Raw genomic sequence first — 17,893 nt, forward strand, 5'->3', positions numbered from 1 at the left:
AAAACGCTCGGCTGGGAAACCCCAGCCGAGCGTCTCGCTATGCTGCTGGCCGCAGCCAGTTGATCAATCAGTGTTGCGACGACCTCTGGAATTCGCCCGGTCACGATGGGGGCGTCACCTTCCCGCCGTGAAAGGAAGCCCTCGATGTCCGCAGTCACCGCCGTCCCCGCCGCCGACAACGCCGCCGCGCTCGCCCACTTCACGGCGCGCCTGGCCTTCGAGACGGACGTCTCCGACGTCGCCGCCGATCTTGCCGACAAGGCGGAGGGCGTCGTGGTGATCGACTCGCGCAGCCTGGAGAGCTGGAACCAGGGGCATGTCGAGGGCGCGATCCACCTGCCCACCCGTGAGATCGCGGCCAGGGCCGAGGGCCTGGTGCCGCGCGAGGCCACGGTGGTGGTCTACTGCTGGGGCCCCGGATGCAACGGCGGCACGAAGGCGGCGCTGGAGTTCGCCAGGCTCGGCTACCGGGTCAAGGAGATGATCGGCGGCTTCGAGTACTGGGCGCGTGAGGGCTTCCCCGTCGAGACCGCGAGCGGCGTGGCCAGGCGCTCCATCGACCCGCTGACCGCTCCGGTGTCGGGCGTGGCCTGCGCCTGCTGACCGATGTGGCGCCCCCGGCTGTAACACGGCGGCCGGGGGCGATCATGTTTTACCCCGTCTGGCGTGAGTCAACCCCTACCGGCTCAGCAGGGCCTCGACGATCGCGACCTCGTTCTGGTCGATCCTGCTCTCGCCGTCCTCCAGGTCCCACAGGGCGTCCTGCAGGACGCGGCCGAGGGTCCAGCCCACCGCCCTGTCCCTGTCGAGCCCGAGCCCCTCGACCATCTGGTCGAACCTGCGCAGCAGGGTGCCGCGCACGTCGGTGGACGGCCAGCGGTTGCGCAGCGCGGGCAGCAGTTCGAAGCCGGGGTCGCCCACCAGCGGTTTGGGATCGATGGCCAGCCACGGCTCGCGCCCGCCGGCCAGGACGTTGCTGTAGTGCAGGTCCCAGTGCAGCAGCCGGTCTCCCGCCTCGCCCGCCAGCTCGCGGACAGCCGCCGCGCACCGCTCGATCCACGGCAGGTCGTCGGGGTGCGCCCTGCGCGCCTGCTCGGGCGTCGCCTCCAGCATGTCCGTGGCGATGTCGGCCAGCGTGCGCATCCCCTCGGGACCGGGATGGGCGACCAGGCGGGCGAGGAGCCTGGTGAGGATCTCCAGCGCCTCGGTGACGTCGGGCATCTCCTCGAGGGAGCGCCTGCCTTCGAGCCGTTCGAGCAGGAGGGCGTTGGCCTGGTGAGGAGAGGACGGCGAGGGCACGGTCGCCTCGTCGAGCAGGCGGACGACGCCGTCGCCCGCCCACACGCGCAGCCCTGGGCCCTCGCCGACGTTCTCCTCGGTGGCGGGCTGGAGCTTGAGCGCGGCGCGGGTGCCGTCGGGGCGCACGACGGGCAGCACCAGCGAGACCACCCCGTGCATGACGGGGCCGTCGGGCCGCAGCTCCCACCTGCCGAGGAAGTGCTCGGCCAGCGCGGGCAGAGCGGCGGTCCACTCGGGGCCCGCGTCGTCGGCGTACCTCAGGTGGGAGGCGGCCAGCTCGGCGGGCACCTCGATCATCAGAAGTGCCAGGGGAAGGGGGACCAGTCGGGCTCGCGCTTCTCGAGGAAGGAGTCGCGGCCCTCGGCCGCCTCGTCGGTCATGTAGGCCAGACGGGTGGCCTCGCCCGCGAACACCTGCTGGCCGACCAGGCCGTCGTCGATGAGGTTGAAGGAGTACTTCAGCATCCGCTGCGCGGTGGGCGACTTGCCGTTGATCTTGCGAGCCCACTCCAGGGCCGTCGCCTCGAGCTCGGCGTGCGGCACCACCGCGTTGACCATGCCCATCCTGTGGGCGTCGGCCGCGGTGTAGGTGTCGCCGAGGAAGAAGATCTCGCGGGCGAACTTCTGGCCCACCTGGCGGGCCAGGTAGGCCGAGCCGAAGCCGCCGTCGAAGCTGGCGACGTCGGCGTCGGTCTGCTTGAAGCGCGCGTGCTCCTCGCTGGCCAGCGTGAGGTCGGCGACGACGTGCAGGCTGTGCCCGCCGCCCGCGGCCCAGCCGGGCACCACGCACATGACGATCTTCGGCATGAAGCGGATGAGCCGCTGGACCTCAAGGATGTGCAGCCGGCCCGTCGCAGGGGTGCCGTCGGCGTACTGGTAGCCGTCCTTGCCGCGGATGCGCTGGTCGCCGCCGGAGCAGAAGGCCCAGCCGCCGTCCTTGGGGGAGGGGCCGTTGCCGGTCAGCAGCACGCAGCCTACGTCGGTGGTCTGCCTGGCGTGGTCGAAGGCCCGGTAGAGCTCGTCGACGGTCTGCGGCCTGAAGGCGTTGCGCACTTCGGGCCTGTTGAAGGCGATGCGCACGGTGCCCTGGTCGACGGCCCTGTGGTAGGTGATGTCGGTGAAGTCGAAACCCTCGACGACCTGCCAGGCCTTGGGGTCGAACAGCTCGGAGACCATGGGTCAAGAGCCTAACGGATCTGCCGCTCGCCCCTTCGGCCCGCTCCAGCCGCGCGACGGTGCAGCGCGGGCCCCACGCCGGCGCGGCCGTGCGGGAGGCCACCGGCCTGCACGAGGTGGCCTCCGTACGGCTACCGCGCCGCGGGGTTCCACGGCGCGGGATCGCCGGCTAACCCACCTTGCGGCCCTCGGCGCGCAGCTCGGCCAGCAGTTCGCCCTGGCCCGCGAGCATGTCGGTGAGGATGCGCCTGGCGTCGACGAGCAGGTGAGCCAGGTCCGGGCTCGACAGCTCGTAGACGACGGTCGCGCCGTCTCGGGTGGCGTTCACGATCCCGGCTCTGCGTAGCACCGCTAGTTGCTGGGAGAGACTGGAGGCCTCGATCTCGATCTCGGTGAGCAGGTCCCTGACGGGTCGTGGACCCTCTCGAAGGAGCTCTAGAACCTGGATGCGCACGGGATGCCCGAGCGTGCGGAAGAAATCTGCCTTGGCCTGGTACAGCGGAACGGGCATGCGACTATCGTAATATACCGAGTTGCACAATTCTTCAACTTGATAGGATGATGGCGGGCATCGAGGGAGTGGAGCCATGGGGCGAGGCAGAGCCAAGGCGAAGCAGACGAAGGTCGCTCGCGAGCTGAAGTACACCAACCACCACATCGACTATGAGCGGTTGCGCGAGGAGCTCGGCGCCGACTCGACGAGGAGTGACGCGGGGTCCGCGGAGCCGTCGCGCGATTCGGCGACGACGTCCTCCGGGTGACGCTTTTCACTGCATGACGGGCGGTCGGCCGGGGAGGAACCTGGTGTGATCGCCCGAGCCGGGCAGATGGTCGCCGCGCTGGCCGTCACCCAGACCGCTGGATATGGCGTGCTCTACTACGCCTACTCGGTCTTCCTCCCCCCATGCGGGTGGAGCTGCGAGCGAGCATCACTCAGGTGGCGGGCGCTTTGACGCTCGCCGTCCTGGTGTCAGGCCTGGTCGCGCCGCTGGTCGGGCGAGTGCTCGACGCAAGGGGCGGCCGGGGCCTGATGACGGTGGGGCTCGCTGCTGGGGGCGGCCGCGCTGCTGGCCTGGTCACAGGTCACGACGCTGGTCCAGCTGTACCTGGTCCTCGCGGTCGTCGGCCTGTCCTCGGCGATGGTCCTCTACGAGGCCGCCTTCGCCGTGGTCGTGGCCTGGCACCCGGTCGAGAGCAGGGCGCGGGCGCTGCTGGCGGTCACGATCGTGGCCGGATTCGCCTCCAGCATCTTCCTGCCGCTGACCGGCCTGCTCGTCGACAGGTACGGCTGGCGCACCGCCCTGGTCGTGCTCGGCGTGGGCTACGGCCTGCTGGCGGTGCCGCTGCACTGGCTGACGCTGCGCAACAGGACGGCCACGCGCCCGTCGTCCGGCTACGTGTGTGCGCCGCCTGCCTGGCGAGCGCGTGCTGCCTGGTCGGCTACGAGCGCACGGTCTGAGCGCCCGCGATGCGGGCCGCCGTACGCTCGGCGGTCCTCGTGGCCCACGCGCCTGTGGTGAGCCGGCCGACGATCAGCACCGCCGCGCCGCAGCCCGCGATGATCCACCACGCGGGGTCGCCCGCGGCCTCGGGATGACCGGTGGTGGCGATCACCGAGCCGATCACCGCGACCCCCAGCGAGGTGCCGACCTGACGGCTGGTCGAGGTGATGCCCGCGGCGACTCCCGCCTGCTCGCGGGGCATGCCGGAGACGGCGGTGTTGGTGACCGGAGCGTTGACCATCCCGAAGCCGATGCCGAACAGGACGTAGGAGGTGAACAGCAGCGGGTCGGAGCGCTCGGCCCCGAACCCGGCGGCCAGCACCCCGCTTGCCAGCATGGCGATCCCCGCCAGCAGCAGGGGCAGCCTGGGCCCTCGGCTGCCGACGACGCGTCCCGACAGCGGCGCGACGACCAGCGTCACTCCCGCCATGGGCAGCATGTACATGCCCGCGTGCAGCGCCGACAGGCCGCGCACGTCCTGCAGGTAGAGCGTGTTGATGAACAGGAACCCGCCCAGCGCCGCGAACGCGCACACCGCGATGATCGTGGCGCCGCTGAACGGCGCGCTGCGGAAGAAGCGCAGGTCGATGAGCGGCTCGGCGCGCCTGGGCTCGTACAGCAGCAGGGCGGCGAGCGAGCCGCCCGCCAGCGCGAGGCAGCAGAGGATCAGGGGAGAGGTCCAGCCCGCGGATGGCGCCTCGATGATCCCGTACGTGAGCGAGCCCAGCAGCACGATCACCAGCAACTGCCCCACGGGGTCGAACCTGCGGGCCGTGGGCGCCTTCGACTCCGGCACGAACAGCATGGTCAGCACCAGCGCGGCGATGCCGAGCGGCAGGTTGAGCCAGAAGATGGCGCGCCATCCGAGCGTGTCCACCAGCAGGCCGCCGGCCAGCGGGCCGGCCGCCATGCTGATGCCGACCACGCCGCCCCAGACGCCGATGGCCCTGGCGCGCTCGCGCGGATCGGTGAAGACGTTGGTGATGATCGACATCGCCACCGGGTTCAGCATGGAGCCGCCCACGGCCTGGATCATCCTGAAGACCACCAGCCAGCCGAGGCTGGGGGCGAGGCTGCACAGGAGCGAGCCGAGCGTGAACAGCACCAGGCCGAGCTGGAAGACCATGCGGCGGCCGAACCTGTCGGCCGTGGAGCCCGAGAGCATCAGCAGCGAGGCCAGGACGAGGGTGTAGGCGTCGATCGTCCACTGCAGGCCCGAGACCGAGGCGTCGAACTCGCGGCGCATGGCCGGCAGCGCGACGTTGAGCACCGTGTTGTCGAGGCTGACGATCAGCAGGCTCATGCAGCAGATCGCCAGCACCAACATCCGGCGGCGATAGGTCACCCTCGCACAGTAGCCGTGTGCCTCAGCACGGCATCGGCCAGGGTTTGGTGCACCTGAGGGGTCAGCATGTGCCCCATGCCCTCGACGATCAGCAGCTCCGCCCCGGGGATGGCCTCGGCGATGAGCGCGCCGTGGCCCGGCTTGGCGGGCTCGTGGGTACCCTCCACGACCAGCGTGGGGGCCTTGACGGTGTGCAGCACGCCCACCGGCTCGAAGGTCATGTCCGCCGCCGCGGCGAGGCGGTGGTTGGCCAGGGCCGACAGGTCACGCGCCCTGTCGTGGAGCCGTTCGGCCTGGCGGCGTTCCTCCTCCTCGTCGATCGGCAGCCCGCCCGCCAGCACCCTGGCCTCGGCGAGCTGGAAGTCGATCTGCTCCTTCCTGGTCGAGGGCGGGGGAGAGGTGATCAGCTTCCGGTAGAACTCCACGAACTCCTTGGTGGGCGGAGGCAGACTGCCCTCGGGCTGCTCCTCGCCCATCAGGGCTCGCATGACGGTGAGCCCCTCCTGCCTGCCGAGCGGCGAGGAGCCGATCGTGGTCAGCGTCATGACCCGCTCGGGGTGCTCGACGGCGATCCACTGGGCCAGCACGCCGCCCGCCGAGTGGCCGACCACGTGCGCGGAGTCGATCCCGTGCGCGTCGAGGACGGCCAGCGCGTCGTTCTTGATGTCGTGCCAGGTGTAGGGGTCGGTCGCGAAGTCGATCGTCGCGGAGCGGCCGGTGTCGCGGTGGTCGTAGCGGATCACCCTGCGTCCACCCGCCGCCAGGCGGCCGACGAACGCGTCGGGCCAGCTGGCGGGTCCCTGGGACATGGAGCCGGCGATGAGCAGGATGGGCTGGTGGGCGCTGTCGCCGAACTCTTCGGTGAAGATGTCGTTTTGCATGAGTCAGAGCATGCCGTGGGCGGACTCGCCCGCCATCCGTAGGACTACTAGTGCCAGTTCAGTACGTGAGGTGACGCCCAGCTTCGGATAGATCTTGTAGAGGTGGTACTCGACCGTGCGCGGGCTGAGGAAGAGCTGGGCGGCCACCTCCTTGCTGGACGCGCCGCCTGCCACGAGCTTGGCGATGCGCAGCTCCTGCGGGGTCAGAGCGGCGAACACGTCCCTGTCCGGACTGGTTCTGGCCTCGCCCGCCGCTCGCAGCTCGTCGTGCGCCCTGCGCGCCCATGGCTCGGCTCCCGCCCGCTCGAACGTCTCCGCGGCGTAGCGCAGTTGCGACCTGGCCTCTCCAGGACGGTGCAGCCTGCGCAGGCGCTCGCCGTACAGCAGGGCGGTCCTGGCGCGTTCGAAGCCCTCGGGATGCAGCGCCATGGCCTCCTCGAAGGCGGTGTCGTCGCCGGTCAGCGCCCTGCACCTGGCGACCAGCGCCCTCGCCTGGGGCGTGCCCGCCGTGGCCGACCAGCGTTCGTAGGCGGCCAAGGCCGCGCGGGCCGTGTCGAGGTCGCCGCAGCCCACGGCCGCCTCCACCCTGTCGGGCGTCGAGCGCCACACCGTCGGCGGAGGCCCCGCCGCGACCATGGAGGCGAACCGGTCGTGGGCCGCCGCGTAGCGGCCCATGCCCAGGTCGAGCAGGCCCAGCGCGTAGCGGGCGGTGCCGGCCCTCAGGCCGAGGCGGTGGGGGATGGCGATCGCCAGCGCGTCGTGGGCGTGGCGCGCGCAGTCGTCCTCCCTGCCCTGGATCGCCGCGACCGCCGCGAGGTTGGCCAGGTGGGCGGCGACGGAGTTGGTATATCCGGCCTCGCGGGCCAGCTCCAGGCCCTCCTCGGCGATCGCGGCGCTGTCGGCGAACCTGCCCTCGATGCGCTCGGCCGTCGCCACGAACTCCAGCACGACGGGCAGCTGTCCCACCATGCCTGAGACCCTGGCCGCGCGGCCCGCCATGGCGACCAGCTCGGCGGCGGAGTCGGACTCGCCCAGGTAGGAGGCCGCCGCACAGGCCCACAGGAACTGGGCCGCCTCGCGCAGCTCTCCCTTGCGCTCCAGCGCCCTGCGCAGCATCACCGCGGCTCTGTCCCTGTCGCCGCCCAGCATCGCGCCGATGCCGGCGACCACGTCGCGGAGGAAGCTCTCGGGAAAGGCCTCGGCGCGGCGGCCGAGCTCCACGAGCGCCTCGACGTCGCCCACGTAGGAGGCCGCCTCGCAGGCGTCGGCCAGCATCTCGAGGCTCTCTCCGGTGCGCAGGATCCTGAGCGCCTCGGCCGCGTCTCCCGAGTTGAGCTCGAACCTGCCCCTGAGCTGCGCGAACTCGGGGCGTTCGGCGAGTGACCTCGCCTCGGCCAGGCAGCTCTCCGCCTGGCCAGGACGGCCGCCGAGCCAGGCCGACGTGGCCGCCGCCGCCAGCCGTACGGCGCGGGCCTCGGGGTCGGGCGTCAGCTCAGCCGCCCGCACCAGCGCGGCGGACGCGTCGGCGTAACCCCCGCGCTCCCTGGCTCGCTCGGCCGAGGCGGTCAGCTCGGCGGCGACCTCCTCGTCCTGCCCGACGGTGGCCGCCGCCCTGTGCCAGGCGCGCCTGTCGGGGTCGCGCACGCGCGCGGCGAGCGCCAGGTGCGCCTCGCGCCGGTCCGCGGCGCTCGCCGCCGCGTGGACGGCCGAGCGCACCAGCGGATGCCTGAACCTGATCGCCGAGCCGACCGTGACCAGCTCCGCGTTCTCGGCGGGACGCAGTGCGTGCACCTCGGCGCCCGCGATGTCGAGCACCAGCTCGAGGTCGCCCCCGTTCTCGAGCGCGGCCACCAGGAGCGCCCGTCTGGTGTCGCCGGGCAGCTTCCGCACCTGCTCGCCGAAGATGCCCGCGCCCACCGGCAGCGGCTCGGGCAGCGCGGCCCTGCCCGCCAGCTGGTCGGGGGTGAGCAGCTCCACCGTCTCCCTCAGCGCCAGCGGGTTGCCTCCGGTCAGCTCCACCAGCCGCGCGCCGACCTCCTGCGCAGGCGCCGCGCGCTCGGCGAGCAGCGCGGTGGCGCTGTCCTGGTCGAGCCCCTTCAGCGACAGCTCGGGCAGGCCGGGGGTAGGCGCCTCACCCCGTACGGCAAGCAGCATCGCGATGCGCTCGCTGCCCAGCCGCCTGGCGGCGAAGAGCAGGGCGTCGGCCGAGGCCCTGTCGATCCACTGGAAGTCGTCGGCGACGACCAGCAGGCCGTGGTCGGCCGCCGCCTCGATCAGCAGGGAGAGCACGCCCGCCGAGACGAGGAACCTGTCGTCGCTCCTGGTCGCGGCCAGGCCCAGCGCGCCCGCCACCGCGTCGCGCTGCGGCTCGGGGAGGGCGTCGAGGCGGCCGGTGACCGGCCACAGCAGCTGGTGGAGCGCGGCGAAGGCCAGCCCCGACTCGCTCTCTGTTCCCGTGGCGCGCAGCACCCGCATCGGCTTGGCCGCTGAGGCCGCGCGCTCCAGGAGGGCCGACTTGCCGATGCCCGCCTCGCCCCTGACGACCAGCGCCCGGCCTTCGCCCCTGGCCGCGTCGGCCAGGGTGGCGGAGATGGTCGTCTGTTCGTCGGCTCTGCCGTACAGGTTGTCTTTCTGACGCACGCGACCGAGCCTAGAGGCAAACACTGGAATGGAGTGTTCCGTTCTGCTATAGTGGAGACATGATCCTGAACGAGGCACACGAGGCTCTTCGCACCGTCGTCCGCAACGTCCCCGCCGACGGCTGGGAGCTGCGCACCCCCTGCGCCGAGTGGAACGTCACCCAGGTGCTCCAGCACGCGGCAGGAGACCAGATCGGCTACGCCGCCTTCATCACCGGCGGCCCGATGCCGTCGGAGAACCCCTTCGCCCCGTCCGGCACGCTGTCCGAGGCCGCCGAGGTCGTGGCCGAGCAGGCGATGAAGGCCTCCGCCGACGCGTGGGCCACGGTCTCTCCCGACGCGCAGGAGGTGCCCGTTCCCGTGCCGCCGAACACGATGACCTACACGCTGGGCATCGGCGCCTGCGCCCTCGACGCCGCCGTCCACGCGTGGGACATCGCGATGGCCACGGGGCAGCCGTCGCCCCTGACCCCCGCCATGGCCCGTGAGCTGCTGGACATCGCCAAGCAGCACATCGAGCCGCTGCGGGCCTACGGCGTCTACGCCGCTGAGGTCGCGGGGGAGGACGGCGACGACGACGTGGCGGTTCTGCTGCGCTACCTCGGCCGCGACCCCCGCTGGACCGCCTGAGCCGTCCGCCCTTCCTCCCGACAGCACCTGCCTTTCCTCCCGACACGCGGCGAACGGGATCTTCTCCGCACGCGCGTAATCCCGTGCGAGGCCCCGATAGACAGGTAGCTCAGGGACGACGACGTCGTTTCCGGGGGAAGCAGGATGTTCTCTCCTGCGCCCCCGCGGAACCTGACAGGAGGAGAGGGCTCTCATGCGACTGCGACATCCGGGCAGGACCGGTCCTACCCGCACCACCGAGCGGCGAGCGCGGGCGGGCAGGCGGATCTCGGTCCCGCCGATGGACCTGCCTGGCCTGGAACCCGTCGACGACCCGGCGCAGACCCCGCCCATGGAGCCCGCCGCCGAGCCGTCCCCCGAGTTCGTCGACGAGCTGCGGCTCCGGTGTGCCGGAGGGGGCTGACCCCTCCGACACGCCTATCCGCCGACCCCCAGCCTGCGCCTGACCGCGGCGAGCTCGCTCTTCAGCCGGTCGACCTCCGCGCGCAGCTCCTCCAGCTCCGACCTGCGGGCCTGCTCCTCATCGTCCGCAGGCTCGGGGGCTCCGCCCTGTGCCGGCACGGAGTGCCCGCCCAGCGACGGCTCCGGCGCGCCTTCGGGTGCGACGTCCTCGGGCCCGTTGTTGGGCAGGGCGTCGAGCGGCTGGGGCTCGGAGATCCGTTCGTCCTCGGCCATGCCGGGTTCATCCCCTTCCGTGTCGGCCGACCGGAGGTCCTCGCCCTCCAGGCGGCCGCTCGTGGCGTTCCCTGTCTCGTTCTCGCTGTCGTTCGCGGCGTAGGCGTCGCTTCCGATGGCGGGGTCGGGACCTCCCGGCTCGTCCAGCCAGCTCGGGCGCCCTTCGTCGGGCGCCATGCGGGGCGGCGAGCCCATCAGCGAGTCGTAGATCGGACTGCTCGTGTCGTGCGCGGGGTCCTTCTCGCCCGAGGCGCTCTGCTCGGAGAGCGTGCTCCGCGGGGTGTCGTCCTCGGTGTGAGGGATCTCGCCGATGGTGTCGTGGGCCGGGTCGCCCGCGTCGTGGAAGCGGTCGTCGGGCTCGCGGCGGGCGTTCGCGCCGCCCGGCTCGGTGTTCGCGCCGCCCGGCTCGGTGTTCGCGCCGCCCGGCTCGGCGTTCGCCTCGCCGGGCTCGGGGTTCGCGTTGTCGGGCTCGGGGTTCGCGTCGCCGGAACCCGGGTTCGCGTCACTGGAGAGCGCCGGCATGCTCATGACGCCCGCGGCCATGCCCGCCATCCCCGCCACGCCCATGACGGAGGGACTGTGGCCCGACCCTGACCCCGCCCCCTTCTCGCCCGGCTTCTCGCCGGCTCTCTCGCCTGTCTTCTTGTCGGGGTCGGAGCCCGGTTGCGGGTGTGAGGCGAGGGGTGGCCGCTCGGTGTCCGCGTCGGCGTTCGAAGGGTCGGCGCCGGGGGCGAAGGGCGAGCGTTCGGTGTCGGAGTCGTTGTCCGCGGGTTCGGTGCCCGACCCCGAGGAGGAGCTGGAGGGCGCGCCCCTGTCGCCGGTGTGAAAGTCGGTGTCCTCTCGTTCGGCGTCCCAGCTGTCGCGTGCGGGGCCGTGGTGTTCGGCCGTGGTGTCGGTGAGCGTCTTCTCGGCGGTCGGCTGCGTGGCGCCCGCGCCGGGCTGAGTGGTGGCCGGGTGTGCGGGGGCCGGGTGTGCGGGGGGCGCTCCCGGCTCGTCCGAGGCGTGCGAGACGATCACGGAGCCGCGCGGCTCCGCCGTCGCCGCCGCGGCCGCGGTCGCCGCTGCCTCGGTCTCCCTGCGGTCCCTGCGCCTGAGGCGAGAGCGGTGCAGCAGGCCGTCCACGCCGAGCCTGCCGCCACCCAGCGCCATCAGCAACAGGCAGGCGGCGGCCAGAGCGACGACGAGCTCCCACCTCGGCGTGCTGTTGAAGAACCCGCTGCGGCTCTCGACGAAATACCCGGCGCCGACCATGTCGGCGAACAGGAGCACCGCCGCCAGCCGTACGCCGAGGCCGATGATGAGCATCGCCCCGCCGATGATCTCGACAGCGGTGGCGAACACGGCGGCCAGCTGTGGGCTGGGCACGCCGAGCTGCGAGAACATGGCAGTGGTGTTCTCCAGGCCGCCCTGCCACTTCTGCAGCCCATGCGCCATGAAGATGACGCCGACCACGATGCGGGCCACGAGCAGTGCAAGATCGCTGGTTATCCTCTTCAACATGCCAATCCCTCCCCCATCGCGTTCATGCCCCTGTGCACGGCGAAAGCGCTGAATGTCGGGATTTGCGAGGAGAGGTTTGACTTGCGCTATGCCTGATCGGGCGAAAAGTGGCGTGGCACAGGTGGGCCTCAGGGGGTGGGGGCTAACGTCGGTTGCCCTTGGCGTGAACTCCGACAAAAACCCCTAAATGCGACGTTCCCCTTGAATGGCAGCTGGGCAGCATGTGCGCATGGAGCTCTTTCCCGCCATGCCCTACGAGGACTGGCTCGAGACCAAGGACACCGTCCACAGATTCGCGCAGATCGTGGGGAAGGTACGGCTGGCCGCGAGCACGCGGCGCAACCACTGGTGGAACGTGCCCTTCCACCTCACGGGGCGCGGTCTGACCACCAGGCCGATGGGGCTGCCTGAGCCGTTCAGCATCGACTTCGACCTGGTCAGGCATCGGCTGGTGGTCGACAAGGCCGACGGGCGCAGCGCGGAGTTCTCGCTGATCGGGCAGTCGGTGGCCGACTTCTACGCCAACCTCTTCCAGGTCCTCGACGACTTCGGGGTGGCGGTGGAGATCCTGGCGGTGCCGTACGACATGACCGACAGCACCCCGTTCGCGCAGGACGCCAAGCACGCGGCCTACGACCCCGCGCTCGTCACCCGTTACTGGACGGTCCTGTCGCAGGTCGGGCAGGTGCTGGAGCGCTACGCCGCCGACTTCACCGGCAAGACCAGCCCTGTCCATCATTTCTGGCACACCTTCGACCTCGCGGTCACGCGCTTCACCGGCAGGGTGGTCAGCGTGCCGCGCGAGAGCGACGCGGTCACCAGGGAGGCCTACAGCTGGGAGGTGATCAGCGCGGGGTTCTGGTTCGGCGACGAGGAGCGGCCGTGGCCCGCGTTCTACTCCTACACCGCGCCCGAGCCGAAGGGCCTGGACGAGCAGCCGCTCTGGCCCGACTGGGCGGTCTGGGTCCCGTCCAGGGGGAGCCACCTGGCGATACTCAAGTACGACGACGCCAGGCAGAGCGACGACCCCGTGGCCACCGTGCTCGGCTTCCTGGAGAGCGCCTACCGGGCCGGCGCCGCGCTGACCGGCTGCGACGAGGCGCTGGTGCCCAGGATCGAGGGCGTCACCGACCCCTACCTCGAGGAGTCATGACCTCTGCGGGTGCCGCTGCCATCCATAAAGTAGTCACTATCTTTGACAGTAAAGGATTCTGACTATATCGTCTGTGTTCTCGCTTGGTCCTCATCTCAGGAGTCATCGTGAACACGCCCGTGAACCTGTCCGTCGTCTACTACTCCGCCACGGGGACGATCGCCGCGATCGCCCAGGAGATGGCCGAGATCGCGGAGAAGGCGGGTGCCGAGGTGCGGCTGCGCAGGGTGGCCGAGCTCGCCCCGCAGTCCGCCATCGACTCCAACCCCGCCTGGGCCGCCCATGCCGCGGCGACCGCCGACGTCCCCCTCGTCACGGCCGACGACCTGGTGTGGGCCGACGCGGTGCTCATGGGCTCGCCCACGAGGTTCGGCAACATCTCCTCGCAGCTCAAGCAGTTCCTCGACACCCTGAGCGGACCGTGGAGCCAGGGCCTGCTCGCCGACAAGGTCTACAGCGGCTTCACCTCCACCGGCACCGCGCACGGCGGGCACGAGTCCACCCTGCTCGCCCTGTACAACACCTTCATCCACCTCGGCGGCGTCATCGTCCCGCCGGGCTACACCCACCCCGACAAGTGGGCCGACGGCAACCCGTACGGCACCTCCCACTGCGACAAGGGCGGCACGCACGCCGTGGACGAGGTCACCCGCGCCGCGGCCCGCGTGCAGACCGAGCGGGTGCTGAGGTTCGCCCGCGCCACGAAGGCTCTCTCCTCCGCCGCGTGACCTCCCCTTGGTCACACGCGCCGGCCCTCACCCCGCCGCGGCCCCCGGCGACACGCCGGGCTCCGTGGCGGGGTCCCGGGCTTTCGCCCACCTCCGGGCCGGCGCCTCCGCAACGCGAGGCGACCTGACCGCCTCCGGTGATGCTCGATAATCCCAGGCGTGGGCGGATACTCCAGGCGATCGGTTCTCCAGCTGGGCGGCATCGCCGCGGTGGGAACGGCGCTTCCCGCGAGCGGCGCCCGCGCGTCCGCCGAGCACACCTGGCCCGAGTCGTTCGCGCTGCTGCGCCGCCAGTGGCGGGACGTGACGGCCGCCCCTTTCAGGAGCAGGCCCGACAGGCTGGGGGCCAAGGCGGCCGGATACCTGGACACCATGGCGCCCGCCCGCACGTCGCTCTGGCCAGGGCTGGCCTTCCCATCCTTCGACGACACACCCGAGCGGCTGCAGACGATGGCCCGCGCGTACGCCATGGCGGGCACAGGCCTGACCGGCGACGCGAGCCTCGCGCAGGCCGTCGCCACCGGCATCGACCACTACCGGCGCAGGGTGTACACGGCGGGCGCCGACCCTGTGGGCAACTGGTGGAACTGGCAGATCGGCGTCCCGAAACGACTGCTCGACGCGGCGGTGCTGATCGCGCCGCACCTGACGGAGGCCAGAAGCAGGGCGCTGCGCGACGCGGTGGACCACTTCGTGCCCGAGCGCCTCCTCGCCGACTACAGCGGGAACAGCACGGGGGCCAACCGGGTGGACCTGTGCACGGTGAGGCTGCTGCTCGCCATCCTCAGGGGCGATCCGGTGAAGGCCACGCAGGCCGTCTCGGCGCTGTCGCCCGTCTTCTCCTACGTCAGCGAGGGCGACGGGTTCTACAGGGACGGCTCGTTCATCCAGCACACCTCCATCCCCTACCAGGGCGGGTACGGCATGGTGCTGCTGTCGGGCGTCGCGTGCCTGTTCGCGGTGCTGCGCGGCTCCCCGTGGGAGGTCACCAGCAGGGTCGTCCTCGACAGCGTCGAAAGGTCGTTCGCCCCCTTCGTCCACGACGGCTTCTGCATGGACCTGGTCAACGGCAGAGGCATCGGCAGAAGCGCGTACGGCGACCACAGGAGGGGAGACGCCATCGGCTCGGCCGTCCTGCTGCTGAGCGAGTCGGCCTCCGCCACCGAAGGGGCCCGCTGGCGGGGCATGGTCAAGGGATGGGCGCTGCGCAGTGCCCGCACCGACGGCCGATTCGCCGAACTCCTCGACGACGACACGGTCCCCGCCCTTCCCGAGCCCGAAGGGCACCGGCTGCTGCCGATGAGCGCCCGCGCCGTCCATCGCAGGCGGGCCTGGTGCGCGGGACTCAGCATGGCCTCCCACAGGATCGGCCACTACGAGCACGGCAACGGGGAGAACGAGCGCGGCTGGCACACCGGCTCCGGGATGCTCTACTGGTGGGCCGAGGGCCACGGCGAGCAGTACTCCGACTCCTTCTGGCAGACCGTCGACCCCTACCGGCTGCCCGGCACCACCGTCTCCACGCGGCGGCTGCCCGACGGCGCGGGCAGGGGATGGGGCGACACCTGCCCACCCGCCCGCTGGGTGGGCGGCGCCACCGACGGCTGGTACGCGACCGTCGGTCAGCACCTCTACGGCCTCGAGAGCACGATGGAGGCCTTCAAGTCGTGGTTCTTCCTCGACGACGCGGTGGTCTGCATGGGGGCGGGCATCACCGCCCGCGACGGCGTGCCCGTCGAGACCGTCGTCGACAACCGCAGGACCGACGCCCACCTCACCCTCGAAGCCGGTCTGGCCCACCTCGAGGGACACGGCGGCTACGTCCTGCCCACCGGCGCCGACCTGCGCACCCTGCGCGAACACCGCTCGGGCGGCTCGGCGAGCAGGGGCTATGTGACCCTCTGGCTGGACCACGGCGTCGATCCCCGCTCGGCCGACTACGTCTACCTGCTCATGCCGGGCGCCACCCTGGAGCGGACCAGGGCCCGCGCCGCCGACCCCCTCTGGGCGCGCGTGCTGGCCAACACCGCGGACAGGCAGGGCGTCCACGTCCCTTCGCTGGGTCTCACCGCCGTCAACTTCTGGAACGGCGGAGCCGTCGGCGGCCTGACCGCCTCCGGCCCCTGCGCGGTCCTGGTCAGGGAGGGCGGCGACGGCACGGCCACGCTGACGGTGTCAGACCCTCGCTGCGACCTGAGCGAGCTGACCGTGACCTGGGACCGGCCCGTGGCCGAGGTGCTCGGCTCCCACCCTTCCCTGACAGGCTCCGCGACGGGCAGAGGGTTCACGCTGAGCTTCGCCCGGCCCGCCGACCTGAGCGGCGGCTCGGCGACGGTGACCGTACGGCTCGGCTAGACCACCTCGAAGTCGGCCATCATCGCCATGTCCTCGTGCTCGAGGTTGTGGCAGTGCAGCATGTAGCGCCCCCTGAAGCCCTCGAACCGGACCGCCACCTCCACGACCTCGTAGGGGCGCACGTCCACGGTGTCCTTCCAGCCCGCGTCGGTCGGCAGGGGCGGTCCGCCGTTGCGCGTCAGCACCTGGAAGCAGGCCAGATGGACGTGCACGGGATGGTGGAAGTCGCTGGTGAACCGCCAGATCTCGGTGGTGCCGAGACGCGGCGTGGCCAGCGGGCGCCCTGGCCGGTACGGCCTGCCGTTGATCGTCCATGAGCCGCCGCCGCCCTGACCTGTGCGGCGGAAGTCGAAGACGCGCGTGGCGACGGCCCCCTCGGCAGGCTCGACCGCCGACAGCCGTTTCGGGACCACGCTGTCGTCGGTCGCCCTGCGCGCCACGCGGAAGCACATCACGTCCCTGACCGCGCCGGTGCCGAGGGTGTTGACCATGCTCACCTCGGCCCCGACCGGGTATAGGGAGAAGTCCACGACCACGTCGAAGCGCTCGCCGGGCGCGATGGTGATCGCGTCGTGGGCCACGGGGGCGGCAAGCAGGCCCTGGTCGCTGCCGACCTGGACGAACCTGCCTCCAGGAGTGAGCTCCAACCGGTAGCGGCGGGCGTTGGAGGCGTTGAGCAGCCGCAGCCGGTAGCGGGCCGCGTCCACCTCGAGGAACGGCCAGGGGGCGCCGTTGACCAGGATCACATCGCCCTCGACGCCCTCCATGAAGTCGTCCTCCACTCCCGCGCGCACCAGCAGGCTCGGGTCCCTCGACGGGTATCGGAACGAGCCGTCCTCCTCGAAGGCCCTGTCGCAGATCATCAGCGGGAGGTCCCGCTCACCCTTGGGCAGCGGCAGCGCGTCGTCCTCGTCGTCGCGGACCAGCAGGAAACCGGCCAGCCCTCGCCAGACCTGCGGTGCGGTGAAGTCCATCCGGTGGTCGTGGTACCAGAGCGTGGCGGCCCGCTGCTCCAGCGGGTAGTCGTAGTCCTTCGCCCCCTGGTGGAAGGTCCACTGCGACAGGTCGTGGTGGCCGTGCTCGCCCTGAGGGGGCCGGAAACCCCTGCCCTCCGCCACCACGAGGTCGGTCGCATAGCCGTCGGAGCCTGGCGGCGTCACCCCTCCGTGCAGGTGCGTCGAGGTGGGCACGGGCAGCTCGTTGCGGACCCTGATGACGGTACGGCTCCCGCGCCGCAGGTCGAAGGTCGGCCCGGGGAACGTGCCGTCGTATCCCCACACCTCGGTGGTGGTGCCAGGAATGATCTCCATCCTGGCGGCGCGCTGCGCCACCTCGTAGTGGCCTGGCCGTACGGCGGCGGCGGTCTTCGGGATCGGCAGCGGCACGCTGAACCGCCGGGGCAGCGGCAGCGCGCTCAACAGCCCTTCGCCCGCGACCTCCGCCGTCAGGGCGCCGCATCCGGCTGCCGCGAGGCCGGCGCCGCCGAGCAGGCCCAGAAAGCCACGACGGGAGATCACCGCGTCACCCGCCACACCATGACGGTCAGCACGGCGGAGGCGCCGAAGACGGCCACGCCGAGCGGGAAGTGCACGGACAGGACCCGGTCGTGTCCCAACGCGACCTGTGCGGTCTCGGCGGCCACGAGGGCGGCCGTTGCCCATGCCGGCCACGCGGGGCCCCGGCCCGGCCGCCACAGCAGGATCGCGGCGACCAACTGGAGGTAGAGCGCGGCGTGGGTGAAGCCGGCGTTGTCGCGGTGCCAGGCGAGCATGTCCACCTCGCCGGTGACGAACAGTCCTGCCAACGCCGCCTGCGCGAGCACGCCGAGCAGGTGCAGCGCGGCGGCCGACCGCAGCGACCAGGTGATCCAGGGTTTCATGGAGGCCATGCTGGCCCGCCGCACTCGAAAGATCGTCGGGCCTGCGGCGACGCTTCGCCGTACATCCCAGGATGTACGGCAGGCCCGCGCGGCGCCCGCGTGCGACCGGGGACGTACGCCGCGTCTCCTCCG

18 protein-coding genes are annotated in these 17,893 nt (G+C 71.6%); 9 read left to right on the forward strand and 9 right to left on the reverse strand.

The window, feature by feature from the left end; translation table 11 throughout:
- Positions 1-144: 144 nt before the first annotated feature.
- Complete coding sequence (locus tag ABFX50_RS19070) at positions 145-603, forward strand: rhodanese-like domain-containing protein (protein ID WP_346148095.1); 459 nt, start codon at positions 145-147, stop codon at positions 601-603.
- Between the two features lie 75 nt (positions 604-678).
- Here the strand turns inward: ABFX50_RS19070 and ABFX50_RS19075 are convergent, their stop codons facing one another.
- The 3 genes from ABFX50_RS19075 to ABFX50_RS19085 all read right to left on the reverse strand — a co-directional run bounded on the left by ABFX50_RS19075 (position 679) and on the right by ABFX50_RS19085 (position 2,985).
- Entirely contained in the window at positions 679-1,596 is a 918-nt protein-coding gene (locus ABFX50_RS19075) for an aminoglycoside phosphotransferase family protein (RefSeq protein ID WP_346148097.1), read from the reverse strand.
- Entirely contained in the window at positions 1,596-2,474 is an 879-nt protein-coding gene (locus ABFX50_RS19080) for a 1,4-dihydroxy-2-naphthoyl-CoA synthase (protein WP_346148099.1), read from the reverse strand. Before ABFX50_RS19080 ends, ABFX50_RS19075 begins: the two co-directional genes overlap by 1 nt.
- A 169-nt stretch (positions 2,475-2,643) precedes the next feature.
- Positions 2,644-2,985 carry an ArsR/SmtB family transcription factor gene (locus ABFX50_RS19085; protein ID WP_183653509.1) on the reverse strand — a complete coding sequence of 114 codons (342 nt, stop codon included), beginning with the start codon at positions 2,983-2,985 and terminating at the stop codon, positions 2,644-2,646.
- Positions 2,986-3,061: 76 nt separating this feature from the next.
- Here ABFX50_RS19085 and ABFX50_RS19090 point away from each other — a divergent pair, with 76 nt between their 5' ends.
- The 3 genes from ABFX50_RS19090 (at position 3,062) to ABFX50_RS19100 (ending at position 3,994) form a co-directional block, all read left to right on the forward strand.
- The gene (locus tag ABFX50_RS19090) at positions 3,062-3,235 is read left to right on the forward strand and encodes a DUF3073 domain-containing protein (protein WP_183653512.1); all 174 of its coding nucleotides are present in this window, start codon (positions 3,062-3,064) and stop codon (positions 3,233-3,235) included.
- A 45-nt stretch (positions 3,236-3,280) separates the two neighbouring features.
- The gene (locus tag ABFX50_RS19095; protein WP_346148102.1) at positions 3,281-3,427 is read left to right on the forward strand and encodes a hypothetical protein; all 147 of its coding nucleotides are present in this window, start codon (positions 3,281-3,283) and stop codon (positions 3,425-3,427) included.
- Positions 3,428-3,523: 96 nt separating this feature from the next.
- Complete coding sequence (locus ABFX50_RS19100; protein ID WP_346148581.1) at positions 3,524-3,994, forward strand: MFS transporter; 471 nt, start codon at positions 3,524-3,526, stop codon at positions 3,992-3,994.
- Here the strand turns inward: ABFX50_RS19100 and ABFX50_RS19105 are convergent.
- The 3 genes from ABFX50_RS19105 to ABFX50_RS19115 are packed head-to-tail and all read right to left on the reverse strand — an operon-like array spanning position 3,915 to position 8,842.
- A complete protein-coding gene (locus tag ABFX50_RS19105) occupies positions 3,915-5,321 on the reverse strand; it encodes an MFS transporter (protein WP_346148105.1) in 1,407 nt (468 codons plus the stop codon). The genes ABFX50_RS19100 and ABFX50_RS19105 overlap by 80 nt on opposite strands.
- The gene (locus ABFX50_RS19110; protein WP_346148107.1) at positions 5,318-6,202 is read right to left on the reverse strand and encodes an alpha/beta fold hydrolase; all 885 of its coding nucleotides are present in this window, start codon (positions 6,200-6,202) and stop codon (positions 5,318-5,320) included. Before ABFX50_RS19110 ends, ABFX50_RS19105 begins: the two co-directional genes overlap by 4 nt.
- Positions 6,203-6,205: 3 nt before the next feature.
- Positions 6,206-8,842 (reverse strand): helix-turn-helix transcriptional regulator, encoded by a 2,637-nt coding sequence (locus ABFX50_RS19115; RefSeq protein WP_346148109.1) that lies wholly within the window; start codon positions 8,840-8,842, stop codon positions 6,206-6,208.
- A 59-nt stretch (positions 8,843-8,901) separates the two neighbouring features.
- On the opposite strand from ABFX50_RS19115, the gene ABFX50_RS19120 reads away from it, so the two are divergent.
- Positions 8,902-9,471, forward strand: coding sequence for a TIGR03086 family metal-binding protein (locus tag ABFX50_RS19120; RefSeq protein ID WP_346148111.1), 570 nt, complete (start codon positions 8,902-8,904; stop codon positions 9,469-9,471).
- A gap of 193 nt (positions 9,472-9,664) precedes the next feature.
- Positions 9,665-9,874: a hypothetical protein gene (locus ABFX50_RS19125; RefSeq protein ID WP_346148113.1), complete on the forward strand. Its 210-nt coding sequence runs from the start codon at positions 9,665-9,667 to the stop codon at positions 9,872-9,874.
- A gap of 14 nt (positions 9,875-9,888) precedes the next feature.
- Here the strand turns inward: ABFX50_RS19125 and ABFX50_RS19130 are convergent, their stop codons facing one another.
- Positions 9,889-11,646 carry a DoxX family membrane protein gene (locus ABFX50_RS19130; protein WP_346148115.1) on the reverse strand — a complete coding sequence of 586 codons (1,758 nt, stop codon included), beginning with the start codon at positions 11,644-11,646 and terminating at the stop codon, positions 9,889-9,891.
- Between the two features lie 229 nt (positions 11,647-11,875).
- Between ABFX50_RS19130 and ABFX50_RS19135 the strand changes: the two genes are divergently transcribed.
- The 3 genes from ABFX50_RS19135 (at position 11,876) to ABFX50_RS19145 (ending at position 15,882) form a co-directional block, all read left to right on the forward strand.
- Entirely contained in the window at positions 11,876-12,799 is a 924-nt protein-coding gene (locus ABFX50_RS19135; RefSeq protein WP_346148117.1) for a DUF5996 family protein, read from the forward strand.
- Positions 12,800-12,906: 107 nt separating this feature from the next.
- Entirely contained in the window at positions 12,907-13,527 is a 621-nt protein-coding gene (gene wrbA / locus ABFX50_RS19140) for an NAD(P)H:quinone oxidoreductase (RefSeq protein WP_346148119.1), read from the forward strand.
- Between the two features lie 159 nt (positions 13,528-13,686).
- A complete protein-coding gene (locus ABFX50_RS19145) occupies positions 13,687-15,882 on the forward strand; it encodes a polysaccharide lyase 8 family protein (RefSeq protein WP_346148121.1) in 2,196 nt (731 codons plus the stop codon).
- Here ABFX50_RS19145 and ABFX50_RS19150 read toward each other — a convergent pair.
- The gene (locus ABFX50_RS19150; RefSeq protein WP_346148123.1) at positions 15,879-17,399 is read right to left on the reverse strand and encodes a multicopper oxidase family protein; all 1,521 of its coding nucleotides are present in this window, start codon (positions 17,397-17,399) and stop codon (positions 15,879-15,881) included. The genes ABFX50_RS19145 and ABFX50_RS19150 overlap by 4 nt on opposite strands.
- Complete coding sequence (locus ABFX50_RS19155) at positions 17,396-17,761, reverse strand: hypothetical protein (RefSeq protein ID WP_346148125.1); 366 nt, start codon at positions 17,759-17,761, stop codon at positions 17,396-17,398. The genes ABFX50_RS19150 and ABFX50_RS19155 overlap by 4 nt, the downstream gene beginning before the upstream one ends.
- Positions 17,762-17,893 lie beyond the last annotated feature (132 nt).

The sequence above is a fragment of the Nonomuraea recticatena genome, from assembly GCF_039533245.1.
In the GTDB taxonomy this organism is placed as follows: Bacteria; Actinomycetota; Actinomycetes; order Streptosporangiales; family Streptosporangiaceae; genus Nonomuraea; species Nonomuraea roseola.